Source organism: Alkalibacillus sp. S2W (assembly GCF_046764385.1).
GTDB classification, from domain to species: Bacteria; Bacillota; Bacilli; order Bacillales; family Alkalibacillaceae; genus Alkalibacillus; species Alkalibacillus almallahensis.
In genome coordinates this window covers 2,037,102-2,055,287 of the sequence record NZ_CP177234.1, presented here as the reverse complement: position 1 = coordinate 2,055,287, position 18,186 = coordinate 2,037,102, and the positions used below count along the sequence as shown (strand labels likewise).

At 38.3% G+C, this 18,186-nt stretch carries 19 protein-coding genes and 1 riboswitch; of the genes, 15 read left to right on the top strand and 4 right to left on the bottom strand.

Annotated features, from left to right (window positions below; genetic code table 11):
* Positions 1–13 precede the first annotated feature (13 nt).
* The 6 genes from sufD to ACKXGF_RS10935 all read left to right on the top strand — a co-directional run bounded on the left by sufD (position 14) and on the right by ACKXGF_RS10935 (position 6,442).
* Positions 14–1,321: a Fe-S cluster assembly protein SufD gene (gene sufD, locus ACKXGF_RS10960; RefSeq protein WP_411953761.1), complete on the top strand. Its 1,308-nt coding sequence runs from the start codon at positions 14–16 to the stop codon at positions 1,319–1,321.
* A complete protein-coding gene (locus ACKXGF_RS10955; protein WP_411953760.1) occupies positions 1,321–2,544 on the top strand; it encodes a cysteine desulfurase in 1,224 nt (407 codons plus the stop codon). Before sufD ends, ACKXGF_RS10955 begins: the two co-directional genes overlap by 1 nt.
* Positions 2,534–2,983: a Fe-S cluster assembly sulfur transfer protein SufU gene (sufU, locus tag ACKXGF_RS10950; protein WP_411953759.1), complete on the top strand. Its 450-nt coding sequence runs from the start codon at positions 2,534–2,536 to the stop codon at positions 2,981–2,983. The genes ACKXGF_RS10955 and sufU overlap by 11 nt, the downstream gene beginning before the upstream one ends.
* A gap of 44 nt (positions 2,984–3,027) precedes the next feature.
* Positions 3,028–4,425, top strand: a complete 1,398-nt coding sequence (gene sufB, locus ACKXGF_RS10945) for a Fe-S cluster assembly protein SufB (RefSeq protein WP_411953758.1) — start codon at positions 3,028–3,030, stop codon at positions 4,423–4,425.
* A gap of 257 nt (positions 4,426–4,682) precedes the next feature.
* Positions 4,683–5,936, top strand: coding sequence for an aminopeptidase (locus tag ACKXGF_RS10940; protein ID WP_411953757.1), 1,254 nt, complete (start codon positions 4,683–4,685; stop codon positions 5,934–5,936).
* A gap of 176 nt (positions 5,937–6,112) precedes the next feature.
* Positions 6,113–6,442 (top strand): four-helix bundle copper-binding protein, encoded by a 330-nt coding sequence (locus tag ACKXGF_RS10935; protein WP_411953756.1) that lies wholly within the window; start codon positions 6,113–6,115, stop codon positions 6,440–6,442.
* A gap of 133 nt (positions 6,443–6,575) precedes the next feature.
* Here the strand turns inward: ACKXGF_RS10935 and ACKXGF_RS10930 are convergent, their stop codons facing one another.
* Positions 6,576–7,595: an aromatic acid exporter family protein gene (locus tag ACKXGF_RS10930; protein WP_411953755.1), complete on the bottom strand. Its 1,020-nt coding sequence runs from the start codon at positions 7,593–7,595 to the stop codon at positions 6,576–6,578.
* A gap of 176 nt (positions 7,596–7,771) precedes the next feature.
* Here ACKXGF_RS10930 and ACKXGF_RS10925 point away from each other — a divergent pair, with 176 nt between their 5' ends.
* The 6 genes from ACKXGF_RS10925 to ACKXGF_RS10900 all read left to right on the top strand — a co-directional run bounded on the left by ACKXGF_RS10925 (position 7,772) and on the right by ACKXGF_RS10900 (position 14,851).
* The gene (locus ACKXGF_RS10925) at positions 7,772–8,602 is read left to right on the top strand and encodes a sulfite exporter TauE/SafE family protein (RefSeq protein WP_411953754.1); all 831 of its coding nucleotides are present in this window, start codon (positions 7,772–7,774) and stop codon (positions 8,600–8,602) included.
* Between the two features lie 65 nt (positions 8,603–8,667).
* A complete protein-coding gene (locus tag ACKXGF_RS10920; RefSeq protein ID WP_411953753.1) occupies positions 8,668–10,041 on the top strand; it encodes a bifunctional metallophosphatase/5'-nucleotidase in 1,374 nt (457 codons plus the stop codon).
* 62 nt (positions 10,042–10,103) lie between these two features.
* Positions 10,104–10,415: a YunC family protein gene (locus tag ACKXGF_RS10915; protein WP_306976060.1), complete on the top strand. Its 312-nt coding sequence runs from the start codon at positions 10,104–10,106 to the stop codon at positions 10,413–10,415.
* Between the two features lie 55 nt (positions 10,416–10,470).
* Positions 10,471–11,256, top strand: a complete 786-nt coding sequence (gene yunB, locus ACKXGF_RS10910) for a sporulation protein YunB (protein ID WP_411953752.1) — start codon at positions 10,471–10,473, stop codon at positions 11,254–11,256.
* 53 nt (positions 11,257–11,309) lie between these two features.
* A riboswitch (Lysine riboswitch) is annotated at positions 11,310–11,478 on the top strand.
* A 132-nt stretch (positions 11,479–11,610) separates the two neighbouring features.
* The gene (locus ACKXGF_RS10905) at positions 11,611–13,146 is read left to right on the top strand and encodes a Na+/H+ antiporter NhaC family protein (RefSeq protein ID WP_411953751.1); all 1,536 of its coding nucleotides are present in this window, start codon (positions 11,611–11,613) and stop codon (positions 13,144–13,146) included.
* Between the two features lie 322 nt (positions 13,147–13,468).
* The gene (locus tag ACKXGF_RS10900) at positions 13,469–14,851 is read left to right on the top strand and encodes a sodium-dependent transporter (protein ID WP_411953750.1); all 1,383 of its coding nucleotides are present in this window, start codon (positions 13,469–13,471) and stop codon (positions 14,849–14,851) included.
* A gap of 35 nt (positions 14,852–14,886) precedes the next feature.
* Here ACKXGF_RS10900 and ACKXGF_RS10895 read toward each other — a convergent pair whose 3' ends face one another.
* Complete coding sequence (locus ACKXGF_RS10895) at positions 14,887–15,843, bottom strand: M23 family metallopeptidase (protein ID WP_411953749.1); 957 nt, start codon at positions 15,841–15,843, stop codon at positions 14,887–14,889.
* 112 nt (positions 15,844–15,955) lie between these two features.
* Here ACKXGF_RS10895 and ACKXGF_RS10890 point away from each other — a divergent pair, with 112 nt between their 5' ends.
* Positions 15,956–16,228: a YutD family protein gene (locus ACKXGF_RS10890; RefSeq protein WP_411953748.1), complete on the top strand. Its 273-nt coding sequence runs from the start codon at positions 15,956–15,958 to the stop codon at positions 16,226–16,228.
* A gap of 40 nt (positions 16,229–16,268) precedes the next feature.
* Here ACKXGF_RS10890 and ACKXGF_RS10885 read toward each other — a convergent pair whose 3' ends face one another.
* Positions 16,269–16,541: a cytosolic protein gene (locus tag ACKXGF_RS10885; protein WP_411953747.1), complete on the bottom strand. Its 273-nt coding sequence runs from the start codon at positions 16,539–16,541 to the stop codon at positions 16,269–16,271.
* Between the two features lie 15 nt (positions 16,542–16,556).
* Positions 16,557–16,841 carry an SAV0927 family protein gene (locus tag ACKXGF_RS10880; RefSeq protein ID WP_411953746.1) on the bottom strand — a complete coding sequence of 95 codons (285 nt, stop codon included), beginning with the start codon at positions 16,839–16,841 and terminating at the stop codon, positions 16,557–16,559.
* Positions 16,842–16,946: 105 nt separating this feature from the next.
* Here ACKXGF_RS10880 and ACKXGF_RS10875 point away from each other — a divergent pair, with 105 nt between their 5' ends.
* Both ACKXGF_RS10875 and ACKXGF_RS10870 read left to right on the top strand, forming a co-directional pair.
* A complete protein-coding gene (locus ACKXGF_RS10875; protein ID WP_411953745.1) occupies positions 16,947–17,396 on the top strand; it encodes a DUF86 domain-containing protein in 450 nt (149 codons plus the stop codon).
* Between the two features lies 1 nt (position 17,397).
* Positions 17,398–18,165, top strand: coding sequence for a TIGR01457 family HAD-type hydrolase (locus ACKXGF_RS10870; protein WP_411953744.1), 768 nt, complete (start codon positions 17,398–17,400; stop codon positions 18,163–18,165).
* Positions 18,166–18,186 lie beyond the last annotated feature (21 nt).

Below are 18,186 nucleotides of genomic sequence, written 5' to 3'. Positions count from 1 at the left end.
AGGAGGGTAACGAATGGCAGTCGATACACAATTACCTTATGACAAGGAATATGTAGCTAATTATTCTGGTAAACGTAATGAACCAGACTGGTTTAAAGATATAAGACAAAAAGCAATTGATTTGGCAGATGACTTACCAATGCCAAACCCTGAAAAAACACGTATTAAAAACTGGAATTTCACAGACTTTGAACATGATGTTTCAGGCGCTGATATTAAAAGTTTCGATGAACTTCCAGAAAAAATTAGTGTGCTATTAGGTGATCATGTCGAAGAACGTAATCTGATTGTTGTTCGTAATAACAACGTCGCTTATGCGAAATTATCAGATGAGTTAAAAGAAAAAGGCGTTATTTTCGAAGACATTTTCACAGCTATGCACGAACATGGTGATTTAGTACAGAAATACTTCATGCAAGATGGCGTTTCAGTTGATGAAAACAAATTAACAGCTCGCCATGCAGCACTCATGAACAGTGGTATCTTCTTATACGTACCAAAGAATGTTGTGATTGAAGAACCAATTCAAGTCATATTCTGGCAAGAAGATGATCACGCAGCCTTATTCAATCACGTATTACTTGTTGCTGACCAGCATAGCCAAGTGACATACGTTGAAAACTATGTGTCTAATAATGATGAAACAGAAACCGTTGCAAATATTGTAAGTGAAGTATTTGCGTTAGACGGCGCTAAAGTTTCTTATGGCGCAGTTGATAACTTTGCTCAAGGAACCACATCATATGTTAACCGTCGCGGTCATGTTGAACGTGATGCAACATTAGAGTGGGCATTAGGTCAAATGAATGATGGTCATACGCTTTCTGAGAACGTGACTAACTTAGTTGGTGATAATTCTTTATCACATGCTAAAGCAGTTAGTGTAGGACGTGGCAATCAAAAACAAGACTTCACAGCTAATATTCGCCACTGGGGCCAAGCTTCAGAAGGCTATATCTTACAACATGGTGTTATGAAAGATAACTCAGCATCTATCTTTAATGGTATTGGTAAAGTTGAAAATGGCGCGACGAAAGCAAATGCTGAGCAAGAATCACGTGTGCTCATGCTTTCAGAAGGTTCTCGCGGTGACGCAAACCCAATTCTTTTAATTGATGAAGATGATGTAACAGCAGGTCACGCAGCGTCAGTAGGTCGTGTTGATCCAATTCAACTATACTACTTGATGAGTCGTGGTATTAGTCAACAAGAAGCTGAACGTCTAGTCATTCATGGCTTCTTAGCACCTGTTGTGCGTGAGATTCCGATTGAAACTGTTCAATCTCAATTGCGTGAAGTGATCGAAGGGAAAGTATACTAATGGCGATTTTAGATCATGTTCGTCGTGATTTTCCGATTCTAGATCAACACGTCAATGATCATCCACTCGTTTATTTAGACAGTGCTGCAACATCTCAAAAGCCGCAGCAAGTGATTGACGCAGTAGACAATTATTACAAACAATACAACTCAAACGTTCATCGTGGTGTGCATACGTTAGGTTCTTATGCAACTGATGGTTATGAAGGTGCACGTAAAAAAGTAAAAGACTTTATTAACGCACCTTCTACTAAAGAAGTCATATTCACTCGTGGAACGACAACAGCAATTAACACTGTGGCTTACAGCTATGCTCGTGCTAATTTATCAGAAGGTGATGAAATTCTGTTAACCAAAATGGAACATCACAGTAATTTGATCCCATGGCAACAAGCGGCTAAGGCAACAGGTGCAACATTAACTTATTTGCCGTTACAAGAAGATGGAACGATTTTATTGTCTGATGTTGAGTCCATGATTTCGGATAAGACAAAAATTGTTGCGATGGCGCATGTATCAAACGTATTAGGGACAATCAATCCGATTAAAGAAGTGACAGAAATAGCTCACCGTTATGATGCAGTCACAGTTGTTGATGGTGCTCAAAGTGTTCCTCATATGCGAGTCGATGTGCAAGATTTAAATGTTGACTTCTACGCTTTCAGTGCTCATAAAATGGTCGGCCCAACAGGAGTTGGCGTATTGTATGGTAAGCAGTCCTTATTGAATGATATGGAACCTGTTGAATTTGGTGGAGAAATGATCGACTTCGTAAACTTATACGATTCAACTTGGAAAGAGTTGCCGTGGAAGTTTGAAGGCGGAACACCAATCATTGCTGGTGCGATTGGATTAGGGGCAGCAATTGATTACTTAGAATCAGTTGGAATGTCACAAATTGAAAAGCATGAGCATGAACTGGTACAATATGCATTAGAACAGATGAATACAATTGACGGGATTACGATTTACGGACCTCAGGAACGCGCAGGACTTGTCACATTCAATTTAGACGATGTTCATCCGCATGACTTGGCTACAGCGCTGGATTCAATTGGTGTAGCTGTAAGAGCTGGCCACCATTGTGCACAGCCACTAATGAAAGAGTTGAATGTTGTGGCTACAGCACGAGCAAGTTTCTATCTGTATAATACGAAGCAAGACGTCGATGTATTTGTCGAGGGACTGAAGAAAGCGAAGGAGTTTTTCGGAGATGTCTTTTAACAATCTCGATACACTATATAGACAAGTGATTATGGATCACTATAAAAATCCAAGAAACAGAGGCCAAATTGAAGGTGACCACTTATCTGTAGAATTAAATAACCCGACTTGTGGTGACCGAATTGATTTACAACTTAAGATCGAAAACGGTGTTGTTCAGGATGCGAAGTTTGAAGGAGAAGGTTGTTCAATTAGCCTTTCCTCTGCTTCGATGATGACACAAGTAATTGTCGGTCAAACAGTTGAAGACGCTTTGAAAATGTCGCAAATGTTTTCAGATATGATGCTAGGTGAAGATATGGAAGGTTATGAATTTAACCTTGATGAACTTGGTGATATTCAAGCATTGCAAGGTGTTGCAAAGTTCCCGGCGCGCATTAAATGTGCGACGTTAGCTTGGAAAGCAATGGAGCAAGGCGTTGAAAAGGAAGAATCATAAGGGCGATTTAAGTCTTTACAAAATCTTTGAAGGAGGGTGAAAGTATGGCTAAACAAGCACCTGAAATTGGTGATTACAAGTACGGATTTCATGATAAGGACGTTTCTATTTTCCGTACCGAACGTGGCCTTACAGAAAACGTTGTGCGTGAAATTTCACGCCAAAAGGAAGAGCCGGAATGGATGTTAGAGTATCGCTTAAAAGCTTACGAACAATTTCATAAAAAGCCTATGCCACAATGGGGTGGCGACTTAAATGAGTTAGACTTTGACGAAATCACGTATTACGTTAAACCGTCTGACCAAACAGAACGCTCATGGGATGAAGTTCCAGAAGAGATTAAACAAACGTTTGACCGTCTTGGAATCCCTGAAGCAGAGCAGAAGTATTTAGCTGGTGTATCTGCTCAGTATGAATCTGAGGTTGTTTATCACAACATGGAAAAAGAACTTGAAGAAATGGGCGTTGTTTTCAAAGACACGGATACAGCGCTTAAAGAAAACGAAGAGTTATTCCGTGAATATTTTGGTAGTGTGATTCCACCGTCTGACAACAAATTCGCAGCCCTTAACTCAGCTGTATGGTCTGGTGGCTCATTCATTTATGTACCGAAGAATACGAAAGTTGAAACGCCACTACAGGCGTACTTCCGTATTAACTCAGAGAATATGGGACAGTTTGAGCGTACGTTAATCATCGTAGATGAAGGCGCATCAGTTCACTATGTAGAAGGTTGTACAGCACCTGTTTATACAACGAACTCATTACACAGTGCGATTGTTGAAATCTTCGTTAAGAAAGATGCGTATTGCCGTTATACAACAATCCAAAACTGGGCGAACAACGTTTATAACTTAGTTACAAAACGTGCTTCTGCTGATGCGAACGCGACAATGGAATGGGTAGACGGTAACTTAGGTTCTAAGTTAACAATGAAATACCCTTCTGTCCTTCTAAAAGGTGAAGGCGCACGTGGTAACACATTATCAATCGCGCTTGCTGGTAAAGGACAGCACCAAGATGCGGGTGCGAAAATGCACCACTTAGCACCAAATACGTCATCGACGATCGTATCGAAGTCGATTTCAAAACAAGGTGGTAAAGTAACGTATCGTGGTATTGTTCACTTCGGTAAGAAAGCAGAAGGTGCACGTTCGAATATCGAATGTGACACGCTCATTATGGATAATGAATCAACATCAGATACGATCCCATACAACGAAGTGCTAAACGAGAACATTTCTCTTGAGCACGAAGCGAAAGTATCGAAAGTATCTGAAGAGCAGTTATTCTACTTGATGAGCCGCGGTATTTCTGAAGAAGAAGCAACAGAAATGATCGTCATGGGCTTCATCGAGCCATTCACGAAAGAACTACCAATGGAATATGCCGTTGAGATGAACCGTTTGATTAAATTCGAAATGGAAGGCTCAATCGGTTAATAATACTAACCCTTGATTTAATGAAAATTAAATCAAGGGTTTATTTTTTGGCTCTAAATTATTTGTTGGGGAGAGACACAAGTTGGAAGCGTAGCCGTTGGCGGTTTGATGAGACAAAAAAAGCACGCAAACTACTTATTTGTTATCCTTGTTTTATAACAACATAACAAAGGAGCTGGGTGTATTTGTATCACAACATGACATACCATAGGATTTTGTAGTGAAATTATGCAATTTGTTTATAGGAGAGATATGGAATGGATAAAGGAATATATGAATTTATTGATGAATCCCGGTTAAAAAAGTATGCAGAACTGGGTTTTCGGGCTGGTGTTAATCTACAAAAAAATCAATTATTGATTATACATAGTGATATACAAAATGCTACATTTGCACGTCTAATCCAAACAGTAGCTTACGAGGCAGGAGCTTCAAAGGTAATAATCGATTGGACAGACGAACAGTCGACCAAAGAATTCTATTTAAATGCAACAGATTCCGCCATCGATCACTTTCCTGATTGGCAGGCAACACGATTTAAAGAATGGAACGATGCGGGCGCTGCATACATCCATATTATTTCTGAAAAGTTAGGTGCATTTAAGGATGTTTCTCCAGAAAGGATAAGCCGTTTCCAAAAAGCATCCCGTACTAAATTGAGTCATCATTATGAGAAAATTAGATCTCATGAGGTGCGCTGGTGCCTTCTAGCTGTCCCGTCCATTGAATGGGCATCTAAAGTGTTTCTCGATCTAAGTGAAGAAGAAGCTGTCCGTTCGTTATGGAAGTTAATTTTAAAAGGGTCACGGGCAGATGGGAAAGATCCTATTGAAGATTGGGAGAGTCACAATAGATCATTAGAATCTCGGATAAAAAAGCTAAACGAGGATCAATTTGAAGCCCTGCATTTTACCAATAGCCTTGGAACTGATTTATTAGTTGGTCTACCTGAAAACCATCTTTATATCGGTGGAAGTGTCATAGATCAAAATGGAATACCTTTCTTTCCGAACATTCCTACAGAAGAAATATTTACTGCACCTCATAAAAATAAGGTGAATGGCAAATTAGTTGGTACTAAGCCCCTTATCTATGAGGGAAAGGTTATAGATCACTTTTATCTAAATTTTAAAGATGGACGGATTACAGACTATTATGCCGAGAAGGGACAGGAAGTGTTACAAAATATCATCGAAACAGATGAAGGTTCACATTATCTTGGTGAAATTGCCTTGGTATCTAATAAAACCCCTTTGGCTCAAACAGATACTCTTTTTTACAATACCTTGTTTGACGAAAATACGTCCTGTCACATTGGAATCGGAAATGCATCCCGATCCAATATTCAAAATGGTATTAATCGATCCGAGGAAGAGTTGGAAGCATCAGGCCTAAACACGTCACTTTTGTTAGTGAATGTAACGTTTGGTACAGAAGATATGAAAGTAGTAGGCACTAAAAAAGACGGAACTGAAGACTTGCTAATGAAGGATGGCGATTTTCAGTTCTAAACAGAAAAGGATATTTTCTGAGCGAGTTCGTTTTACATCATGCTTCTTAGTAAAGCATTCAGGATTATCAAAGAGAGTTCAACTAGGTTCTTTTGGATAAAATAATCATAAAACCTGTTTAAATATCGAATGATACGGTTATATATATGATAACTAAATCTATAGGAGGTTTTATGATGAGTCATGAGAAGTATGCAAGTGTGATTGATGCTTTACATGAGTGTATGGAAGCATGTAACCATTGCTTCACATCCTGTTTACAGGAAGATCATATGCAAGATATGGCGAGATGTATTCGCTTAGACCGTGAATGTGCAGACATTTGTGCTTATTTTGAACAAGCGTTAACACGCGATACACCATTTGTGAATGAGATTGCTCAATTATGTGCGAAGATTTGTCGTGAATGTGGTGATGAATGTGCTAAGCATGAGCATGATCACTGCCAGAGATGTGCTGAAGCTTGCCATAAATGTGCAGATGAATGTGAGAAATTAACTGCGTAATCAGTTCATAGCACACCGAATCATCCAATAATTTATGAAGAATAATATTGAAACAAACATTACCCCCTATATCATATACTGACATAGGGGGTGACGTTTGTTCATAACAATTTTAATTAAACAGATAAAAGAGCTATTTCATTTTAGGTTTTTGACTATAATAATTTTCGACTAAATAAAAAATCGATACTAATTCATACAAAGCGATGATTTCAGCAGGGAAGGTTGTTGTATAATCTTCCTTATGCTCACTGAGCTCATCACTATCTTTCCAATATAGGGCCATTAATTGTTTCACTTTTTTCCGGTGAGTTTCTAAGTCAAAGTATGTGTTTTCTTTCATGGAATAAGCGAGTTCTTGTACGGATTCTAAGATCATATCACTTTCTTCTTCTGGTAAATCTAATTGAGTTAAAGGCGTATTCAAAATATTATCCATGTGATAAATCATGAGTTTAATCCTGATTAGTTGTCGTTCTACTAGCTTTAACTCATCTCGTTCATCTGTTGTTAAGGGATGGTATTTCGCTTCATCCTTTTGATACTCAATTAATGACTCAATATTTTGTACTTCTTCTGTTAAACCATCCAATGTTAGCTGACAATGATATTGATCAATATGATTGATTAAATAGCGATGAAAAATCTGTTCAACAGCACTTCCAGTTTGTTCAGCCACTTTATTTAGCCTTTGTTTAATATTACTGGAGTAGTCAGGTGGTAATATAAATAAGTTGATTAGTGTTGAAACGACCAATCCGATAGTGGTTGTCCCTAAACGGATAAAGAATGACATAATGACATTGGCGTGTATCACATCGATCATGGCAACAGATGTTAATGTCGCAACGAGTAATCCTGAATATAATTTCAAGCGATATGTTGTTACAATAGTGAAAACGGCAGCCAAAGCATATGTTAATGGTGAATGACCGAATAAGGTGATAAATAACACCGCATAAAAAGAACCCACCGCAGATGCTGGAAAACGGACAAAACCTTTTTTAATTGATTGAGATACGGTTGGCTCGATGGTGACGATTGCCGTGATGACTGCAAAAACAGGGGGCCAGCCGAGATAATCACAAATTAACGCCGTTATAAATATAGCTAGTCCTGTTTTAATCACACGACTGCCAACGAATTTCTTCATAACGTCCACTCCTATATGTTGTCTATCACTATTCTTTCAATTCTTTTAAACATTTGCAAGGGGCTTTATAAGAAAGGAACACAAATAAGGGTTTCACAACAATTGTAGTCATCAATCCTTATAAAATTATGCTATGATAGAACCGTATGTGGAAATTTTAAGATGGGATGATGATAATGGTATTAACCATCATGTTTATCATTGGTTTGTTAAGTGCTTTTGTTGGCAGTATCGCTGGTTTAGGCGGTGGTGTCATATTTGTGCCTGTATTATTATTTTTAGCTACCTTCTCTGAAGCATTCTCTTGGGTAACACCACAAAATGTTGTCGCGATGTCATTAATTGTGATGATCTTTACAGGTCTTTCTTCAACATTAACTTTCTTAAAACGTCAACGGGTAGATGTGTTTAGTGGTACGTTATTTTTAAGTGGTAGTATCCCAGGTGCCTTAACAGGCGTTTATGTGAATCAATTTGTAGCAGTTGATACATTTCAGTTATATTTTGGACTATTAATGCTTCTTGTAACAGCGATGTTTTTTGTGAAAAAGATGCTTATTAAGGAAAGTCATGCACCTACAGTGAAAGATGGGCGACTTCGAGTGGTTCGTACATTTGAATTATCAGATCACGCAACCACTTATTCCTATAATGCTGTTTTAGGTATTTTTATTGCCTTTTTTGTAGGGATGATGTCAGGTTTGTTTGGCGTTGGTGGGGGTTCCTTAATGGTTCCGGCCATGATTTTATTATTTGGTTTTCCAGCTCATATTGCAGCGCCAACGTCTATGTTTATGATTTTTTTCTCAAGTTTCACATCTTCAATTGCTCATATATCGGCAGGGCATGTCATGTGGCTATACACACTCATGAGTATACCAGGATCATGGTTAGGTGGTTATTTAGGAGCTGTTGTGAATCAACGATTGAACGGTCAAACAATTGAATGGATATTACGTTTTATCATGATTATAATCGGCATAAGATTAATTATTCAATCTATATAAGAAAAGCGAGTTAGTGTTAAACTATATATATCAGTAACCTTGGTAGATGAAGGAGACGTCACTGTATGCAAGAACAGATTCATATATATTTCACGAGTGATTTGCATAGTTATTTCGATAATTGGCCGAACATCATGGCTGGCATTAAAAAATATCGGGGTATTCATGAGTTAGAAGATGAAACGAGTTTATTACTTGATAATGGTGACCATTTAGACCGTGTACATCCCATTACGGAGGCGACACTGGGTCAATCAAATGTTTCATTGCTAAGTGAAGCAGGCTATGATGTCGTTACATTTGGAAATAATGAAGGCATCACATTATCTAATGATCGTTTATATTATTTGTATGATGATGCTTCATTTGCAGTGGCCTGTGCTAATGTGCACCCTCAAAATCGGGAAGCACCTGAATGGTTAAAACCCTATCAAATCATCAAGTCAAAGCAAGGTGCTAAAGTTGGCATACTGGGCGTGACAGCTCCATTTCGTAAGTTCTATGAATTATTAGGATGGTCAGTCGATGATCCTAAAATGATTTTAGAGCATTACATACCTGAGCTACGTCATCAATGTGACATAGTGGTTGTTTTGTCCCATCTAGGTTTATATGAAGATGAAAAAATGGCTGAGCAATATCCGATCGATGTTATTATTGGAGGTCATACCCACCATTTAATTGATCAAGGTAGAGTAGAACACGGAACGATCATTAATGCTGTAGGTAAGCAAGGTTATCACTACGGCTATATTAATATTGCTTTTGATCATCAAATGGGACAGGTGACTTCTTTAGCCGGCGAGGCCATACCGATTTCAGATGCTCAAGATGAGGATACCATACAACAAATTCAGGCATGGAATGACCAAGCAAATCAATATTTAGATCAGGTCGTGACATCCCTTTCTGAGCCCTATCCGATTGATTGGTTCCAGTCAACGAAGCTTATGGAAAGATTCGTTGAAGAATTAAGAAACTGGACGAATGCGGATGTCGCAGCACTTAACTCAGGTGTTTTATTATCTGGCTTTGAATCAGGACCTGTTACGAAAAAGCATATTCATGAAAGTTGTCCTCATCCGATGAATCCATGCAAAATGACATTAACGGGACAGGAATTAATCGAAACGGTAAGATTATTTGAATCTGATCGTTTTAAAAACCATGAACTTAAGGGCTTAGGCTTCCGTGGTGAAATCTTAGGGAAGATGGTATACTCCCAAGTCACCTTGCACTATAGAGCAGATGGTCAGTTGCTAGAAACGATCAGTATAGCAGGAGAACGTGTTGATCCTGACAAAAAATACACACTAGCAACAGCTGACACATTCTCATTTCCATGGCTTATTCCATCGATTTCAGAAGTGGATGACAAACAATACTATATGCCAGAGTTTTTGCGTGATGTCTTAACCAAGTGTCTGTCTAATGTATAAAAGTTAGACAGACACTTCTTTTTGTTTTAAGACATATTGTATACAAAAGGAGGTCGATGGCATTGATTCATGTGGAACCGATTTGGATTGATGATCAACCTTTTACGTATACACATGTGGCTCTGCCAAAAACGAATTTACTGATTATCTCGAATGATATTGGATATATCATGTGCGGAGCATTAGATATTGATTTGTTTAACGATTATTTAAAAGATCGAGAAATTATTGCAGCAAGGGCAGTGGGTGTTCGTACTGTTGATGCATTAATTCATGCCCCATTACAGAAAGTAACGACTTCAGCTCAGGAGAAATATGGGTGGTATGAAGGCATGATAGGAAAGCACGCCTTATTATCATTAACCTCTTCATAAAGGAAGCACATTCCCTCTAACTTTTGTGCATAAATTAATTAGAGGGGGTGGTGGCTTGCGTCGAATCAGAGGTATACGACGATCGAAGAGAAAACCGAAGACATTCGGGCAAATATTCATGATGACCGTTGTAGTGTTCATTATAGCAACCCTCTTATCTGTGTGGTTGATTAATCGAGGGATCGAACCCACTTTGATCGAAATGGCAGAAACTAAAACGAATCAATTTGCGAGAGAAGCTATTAATGAAGCGGTAAGCCGCCGGATTGTCGATGATTTGGAAGCTGATGAGATATTAGATATTGAAACAGATGATTCGGGAAATATTGTATCAATGAATTGGAATAGTGTTGTCATTAACCGAGTCCTACGTAATACAACGTTTCGAGTTCAAAATTTCTTAAAAAGAATTGAACGGGGTGAAATAACACCGGAAGAGTCTTTGGATTTTGATTTAGAGCATGATGTTGTTTTAGAAGAAGATACAGTAGAGGACCACCGAGCTATTGTACGCATTCCAATTGGTCAAGCAACGAATAATGCGTTATTGGCTAACTTAGGGCCACAAGTACCAGTGAATTTTCGAATTATTGGTGACGTGCAATCAGATGTTGAGCGAAGAGTAACGGAATACGGGATCAATAATGCATTGATTGAGTTAGATATTTTTATTCAAGCTAACGTTCAAGTTGTTATTCCGTTTGCGACTAAAACGACAACAGTGGAAACGCATGTCCCAGTATCGATTGGAGTTATACAAGGAGAGGTGCCGGAATTTTATAATCAAGGTGGTGGAAATTCACCAGATATTTCGATTCCATATAGGGATTTACAAGAATAAATGAGCGTGGTATAGTAATTTTTGTGCGAAATTGAATATATGGCCTTATCAATCGATGAGGTAGAGGAGCATTGAGCATCAGTAACACGTGGGAGGATGACAACAATGACCATGTGTGAAAGGGTTGAATGCCGAAGTACTTAGAGTGTCAGACTTTAAGTATTGGTGTATTTTTGAATAAGAAATACACTCTCGTACAAGAGACGGGGAGCTACTGATCGAGAAATAACCGACTTCTAAAAGTAATGGTAGATTTCTCTATCATTACTTTTTTTTATGATGTATAACATTAACATTCTACTGTGTTAAATCATAGAACGGCATTCTCGAATTCATTTTTTAAGGAGGATTATCATGGAAGAAACTTTTTGGTCATTGCTTCCACCTTTTATCATGATTTTACTCGTGCTTGTAACAAGAAAAGTCTTGTTATCACTTGGCGCTGGTATTATTGTGGGTGCGCTCATGGTGGAAAGTTATGACATATTAGCAACATTAGAACGAATTTGGTTTTCATTCCAAAATTTGTTTTACGCTGAAGGTGCTTGGGATATCTGGAGTGTACAGCTCATCATCTTTTTATTACTATTAGGTATCTTAATCGCATTCTTAACAGCGACTGGAGGCGCCCAGGCATTCGGTCAGTGGGCCGTTAATCGCGTACGAACGCGTAAAGGCTCACAGTATACGACTGCATTATTAGGTGTAGCCATTTTTATTGATGATTATTTTAATAGTTTAACGATCGGTCAAGTTTCCCGTCCTATTACAGATCGTCAGAACGTTTCGCGCGCGAAGTTAGCTTATTTAATCGATTCAACGTCAGCCCCTGTTACGGTATTAACACCGATTTCAAGTTGGGGAGCTTATATTATCGGAATTATTGCAACGATCATTTCAACACATGAGTTAACCGAATTATCAGCTTTAACGACGTTTGTCCAAATGATTCCATATAACTTTTATGCGATTGCAGCTGTCTTGCTCGTCTTTTTAGCTATTTTCTTTAAACTTGAAATTGGCCCAATGAAAAAACATGAGCAACGTGCAGAAGCATCTGGAACATTAATCGACCCAGAGAATCCTGATGTACCAGGCGACTTAAAAGGTGGCGTGAAGGAAAATGGACATGGACGTGTTTATCACCTACTACTGCCACTATTAGTCCTGTTAGTGACAACTATTACCATGATGATTATTACAGGTATTCGAGGAAGTGAAGATGGTGTAACGCTGGTTTCGATCTTTGCAAATACTGATGTGAATTTATCACTTGTATTAGGTGGTACGCTTGCCGTCGCCTTATCGATGATTTTATATGCGGTGCAGCTAGGTGAAAAAACGAATTTTTTCCTTGTTACATGGGAGGGCATTAAGGCGATGCTTCCAGCTGTCTATATTTTAATTTTAGCTTGGATGATTGTTGCGATTATTGAAGCTATTGGAACAGACGATTACTTAGTAGGAATCGTTGAGGAAGCAAGCCTGAATGCAGCCTATTTACCAGTCATGATTTTCTTAATTGCAGGTGTTACTGCATTTGCGACAGGCACCTCATGGGGTACGTTTGGTTTAATGTTGCCAATTGCAGGCTCAATGGCTGTTGAATTAGATCCGACATTATTAGTCCCAGCATTATCAGCCGTTCTAGCTGGTTCAGTCTTTGGAGACCATTGTTCACCAATCTCTGATACATCAGTTCTGTCATCAACTGGCGCAGGCTCGAATCACATCGATCATATAGTGACACAAATTCCATATGCTTTAATTGCGGCAACATCAACAATTCTTGGCTATTTGGCATTTGCTTTAACTAGTTCATTGATCATAGGTCTAGTGGTAACGATTGCGATTTTAATAGGCATTGTTTTATTGCTGAAAAATAAATAAAGCACATGAAACTCAGGCTGTTTGACGTCATAAACAGCCTGAGTTTTTTTGGCATTAACTTCCATACTTCAAAGCATCAAAGTTTTTTTTGTGAATCATATTGTCAAAACATTTAGATATTTGGTATGCTTGTATACGTTGTTGCTCACTTAATGATTGAATTTTGTGACTTTTTTGCTAAGACTAATGAAACTTTTTCAAAAAGTCTTGAAAAAAAGTTGTCAAAAAATTATAATAAAACAAAATAATCAATATATTTAAGTGAGAACCAGTACAACGACTTATCGTTGTACTGAATTATAATAGAAAGGGGATTATGATTATGCAAGGAAGAGAGCAGTTTGCAACAAGGTTTGGTTTTATTTTTGCAGCTGTTGGTTCAGCAGTAGGCTTAGGTAATATTTGGCGCTTCCCTTATATGTTAGGGGAAAACGGAGGGTTCGCATTTTTAATTGCTTATTTTATTTGTATCGCCTTAATTGGTCTACCTGTTTTATTAGCTGAATTTACAGTTGGTCGACGTGGACAATCAGACGCCATTAATTCATTTGAAAACATCAAATCCAAATCATTTGGTAAAATCGGCGGTTTTCTAGGCGTCTTATCAGGAACATTAATCCTGTCGTTCTACGGTGTTATTGCTGGTTGGGTCTTTTACTATTTATTTAGTTATCTTACAGGCACGGCAAGTAATGTCGAACCTGGTGGATTTGAAGGATTCTTCGGTGATTTCATTGCTAGTTCAGTTGGTCCAGTTGTTTGGCAGTTCGTATTTATGGTTGTTGTCATTGGTGTTGTTTATTTCGGTATTAAGAAAGGGATCGAAATTGCCAACCGTACATTTATGCCAATGCTAGCGCTTCTTGTTATTATTTTAGCTGTGTTTGGTTTGACAATGGATGGTGCAGGCGAAGCACTTAGTTTTATGTTCTCACCTGATTTTAATGCTTTAGGTGATATTAATGTTTGGGGTGCAGCTGTTGGTCAGGCATTCTTTACATTATCACTAGGTATGGGTGCTATGATTACGTATGCTTCTTACTTACCAAAAGATTCTCGATTGCCTTCTGCAGCAGGAACGGTTGTTGTATTTGATACGTTCTTCGCTGTGTTCGCGGGTCTTATGATTTTCCCAATTGTTTTCTCATTCGGAATGGAACCAGGTGCAGGTCCAGGTTTATTATTCATGACGTTACCTGAGGCATTCGGACAATGGGGCTTAGGTGGAACGATTTTCGGTATTTTCTTCTTCCTATTTGTTGGTATTGCAGCTTTATCATCTGCGATTTCACTACTGGAAGTTTGTGTTTCTTGGGCAATGCGTCGTTTCAATGCTGGACGTAAACCAACAACTCTAATTGCTGGTGCGATTGTGACAGTATTTGGTTTTCTATCAGCGTTGTCACAAGGTGCTGTCCCAGCTTTAACTGAAATGAAATTGTTCGCGTTCCTTAATACAGAAGGCGCAACGATTACATTCTTAGATGTCTTAGACAAATTTACTGCACAATACACATTAGCGTTAGGTGGTTTCGTAACTGCGCTATTTGTTGGTTGGGGCTGGAACAAGGTCGAGGCACTACGTGAAACAGGTCTACAAGATACAACTCTAGGTAACTTATGGATTTGGTTCTTGCGTATTGTCGCTCCTGCAGGGATCTTATACATTCTGATTACAAACTTAATTAGTATGTTAACTCAATAATAAAAAGGGTGTGTCTAATCCAGACACACCCTTTACTATTGGGATTGCTTTTCCCATCGTTTTAAATGTGGATAAGGGTCAAATGCCCATTCATTTTCACCATTATCTCGGTACATACCATAATGAAGGTGAGGTGGGAATTTACCCGAAGTTCCAACTGGTCCATATCCTGAAGCGCCGACATAACCTATGACATCACCTGGTTCAACAATATCGCCTTCTTCTAATTCGTCTTCGAATCCGTTCAAATGAGCGTAATAATGATAAACATTGTCTGTATCTCGGATGCCAATTCGCCAGCCACCGTATTTATTCCAACCTTTGATTTCAACTATACCATATGATGTTGAGCGAACAGGCGTACCATAACTTGCGAATAAATCGGTACCTTCATGGATTCGTCTACCTCCATAACCACGTCCAGCTCCCCATGTAGAGCGGTATGAATATTGGTTATAAGAAGGAATTGGAAATGCGTGTTCATCTAATTCTATTGTTGAATAATGATTAAATAATTCGTGGTATTGTTTGATAATTTGAGCTGCTTTTTCACGGTCATAATATTGAGCTAAACTTTTTTCATAAGATATGCCTTTACCTAGTTGTTCATTTAGCCAATGGGCGAATGTGAATAAGACATCTTCGTCATTTTGGGGATTTGCGTATTGATCACCATCACCATCTTTGCCAATCCCATTAAAAGCTTGAATTGTTGCTTCATAGTGAGATGGGTTTTCGTCGACAGCTAATAATCCAAACCATTGATCGGGGTCAATTTGAATTCCAGTTACTCGATCTTCATCAATATCATTGATATTCCGTTCATATTGATCGATTGCCGCAATGAGGCTCCACGGCACTTGGGTTAGGGTAGCTGTTTTTTGATAAAGATTCAATCTTTCTTCAGATAAGGACTCGTCTTCAGCCCAACTAATACTAGGTGTTAGGATGACTATGAAAATGAATAAGCCAGTTATGATACGGCGTTTCATGTAAAATACTCCTTTGCTTAATCAGTATTAATAGTGTTTCCGTCTTTTTTGAAATCATCAGAGCGAAAAGAAGGTTTGATATGATACACTAATAGTTATAGAGGTGATTCAGATGGAATTATTAGGGCAACAATATGAGCTCATTCACGATTACCGAGAAGGGTTTCAAGAAGATGTGATAGAACAGCGTTTTAGCGATATTTTAACGAAATATGATTACATAGTCGGTGATTGGGGCTTTGGTCAACTTCGACTAAAAGGCTTTTATGATGATCAGAATCAAAAGGCGACATTTGATACGAAAATTTCAGCATTAGATGATTATTTGTACGAATACTGTAATTTTGGTTGTGCTTACTTTGTCTTAAAACGAATAGATAGTTAAATGACCGGATGCCCGCTAATCCGGTCATTTTTAATTGAATTCACCCTTGATCATCGTGTTCTGGATCTTCGTCATCTGGAAAATTATTTGGTTGATGGGCAAATGGATATTGTCTCGGTAGATCATGATGCAATTCTTTATTTTCATAGTTAAACGCTGAATAATGTCGGCGTTTGGGATCATATTCACGGGCCTCAAGAGGTTCATCATTAACAGGTTCACCATATGTCCCTTCAGGAAATTCTTCTGGTGTTTGCATATTCTGTTGCATTTCAACAGGTTTAAAATCATCATTCTTTTTCTTCTTACCCATATAAATGCTCCTTTCTTATGTTGCTTGTGGTTGCTGCAATAATTCAGTTAAATAGTCGTGAATCGCTTCTGCTTCATACGTATTGAGATGTAAAAAGTGGCAAAAATAATCACTATCTTCTAACTCATCATCATGAATCTCAGTGTAACGTGATCGTTGTAAATCAATGACGAAACTTTTCGCTTGTTGTTGCTCTCTCTTAACAATGGCCAAATCAAAGCGTCGATCATCTCCTGTGAAACTAACGTAACGAACAAGGCCATCAGTCATTTCATCGTTAATCGTCTTAAAAGGCAACATTATTCAGCTCCTATTATTTAAAATCAGTTATAGTATGGCGCAAATATTTTTATATATAAGAATTAATTGTCTATGATAAACTAGAAAATGAAAGGAATGATGAAGATGTACTTTGTTGACCTTGAAAAAATGGATCAAACATCAACATATTTCAATAATTTATTAAGCACGTATGAACAGGCAACGTTTGAATCAAACGTTGAACTATTTGGCCTTGAACGTATTGTACATATGACGATTGAAGCAATCGTTGACATAGGAAATATGATGATTGACGGTTTTATTATGCGAGACCCTGGTAGCTATGAGGATGTCATTGATATTTTAGTCGATGAACAGGTCATTACAGCTGACCAAGAAGATGCTTTTAAACAAGTGATCAGCTTAAGAACTACGCTTGTTAAAGACTATACGGCAATCGATCATCAAAAGCTTCAAACAACATTGGATGATAGCTTACCCGTTTTAAATCAGTTTACGACACAATTATATCGGTACTTAGAAAAAGAAATGGGTCCGATTACGGCATTTAAGAAGCGCGAAGGAGAGGAATAAGATGGCGAAATACCAAGCATACTTAATTGACCTAGATGGAACGATGTATCGAGGAAATGCGCCAATTCCTGAAGCGGCCGATTTTATTCGTTCATTGCAATCAGAATCGATCCCATTTCGTTTCGTCACGAATAATTCCTCAAGAACACGTTATAAAACCATGCAGAAGTTAAGAGAACATGGCATAGAAGTCGATGAGTCCCACATTTTAACGCCTTCGATTATTGCGGCAGATTATATTAAATCACAGCAAGAGGGCGCTCGTGTGTTTAAGATTGGTGAACATGGTGTGGAAGAAGCGCTTCACTCAAGAGATCTTCAAATAACTAATGAAACACCAGATTATGTTCTAGTCGGGATTGATCGGCATGCGACGTATCATAAATTGAAAGAAGCTTGCCTTCATATTCAAAAGGGAGCACAGTTTATTGCAACTAACCCTGATTTACGAGTGCCAACTGAAGAAGGATTCGTGCCGGGAAATGGTGCTTATGTTGAATTAATTCGTCACGTGACGAAAACTAAGCCCATTGTGGTAGGAAAACCTGACGCCTTAATGATTGATTTAGCATTGGAAGATTTAAATCTTTCTCATCGTGATGTGATTATGGTTGGGGATAATTATGATACTGATATTATGGCAGGTATTGAAGCGGGCATTGATACCTTGCATGTAGAAACAGGTGTAACATCACGTGAAGACTTAAAGAAAGTGTCTGTCCAACCAACGTATTCGGTTAAATCACTTGCTGATTGGAATCATTTTTAAATTTAATGTTGGAGGGTTCAA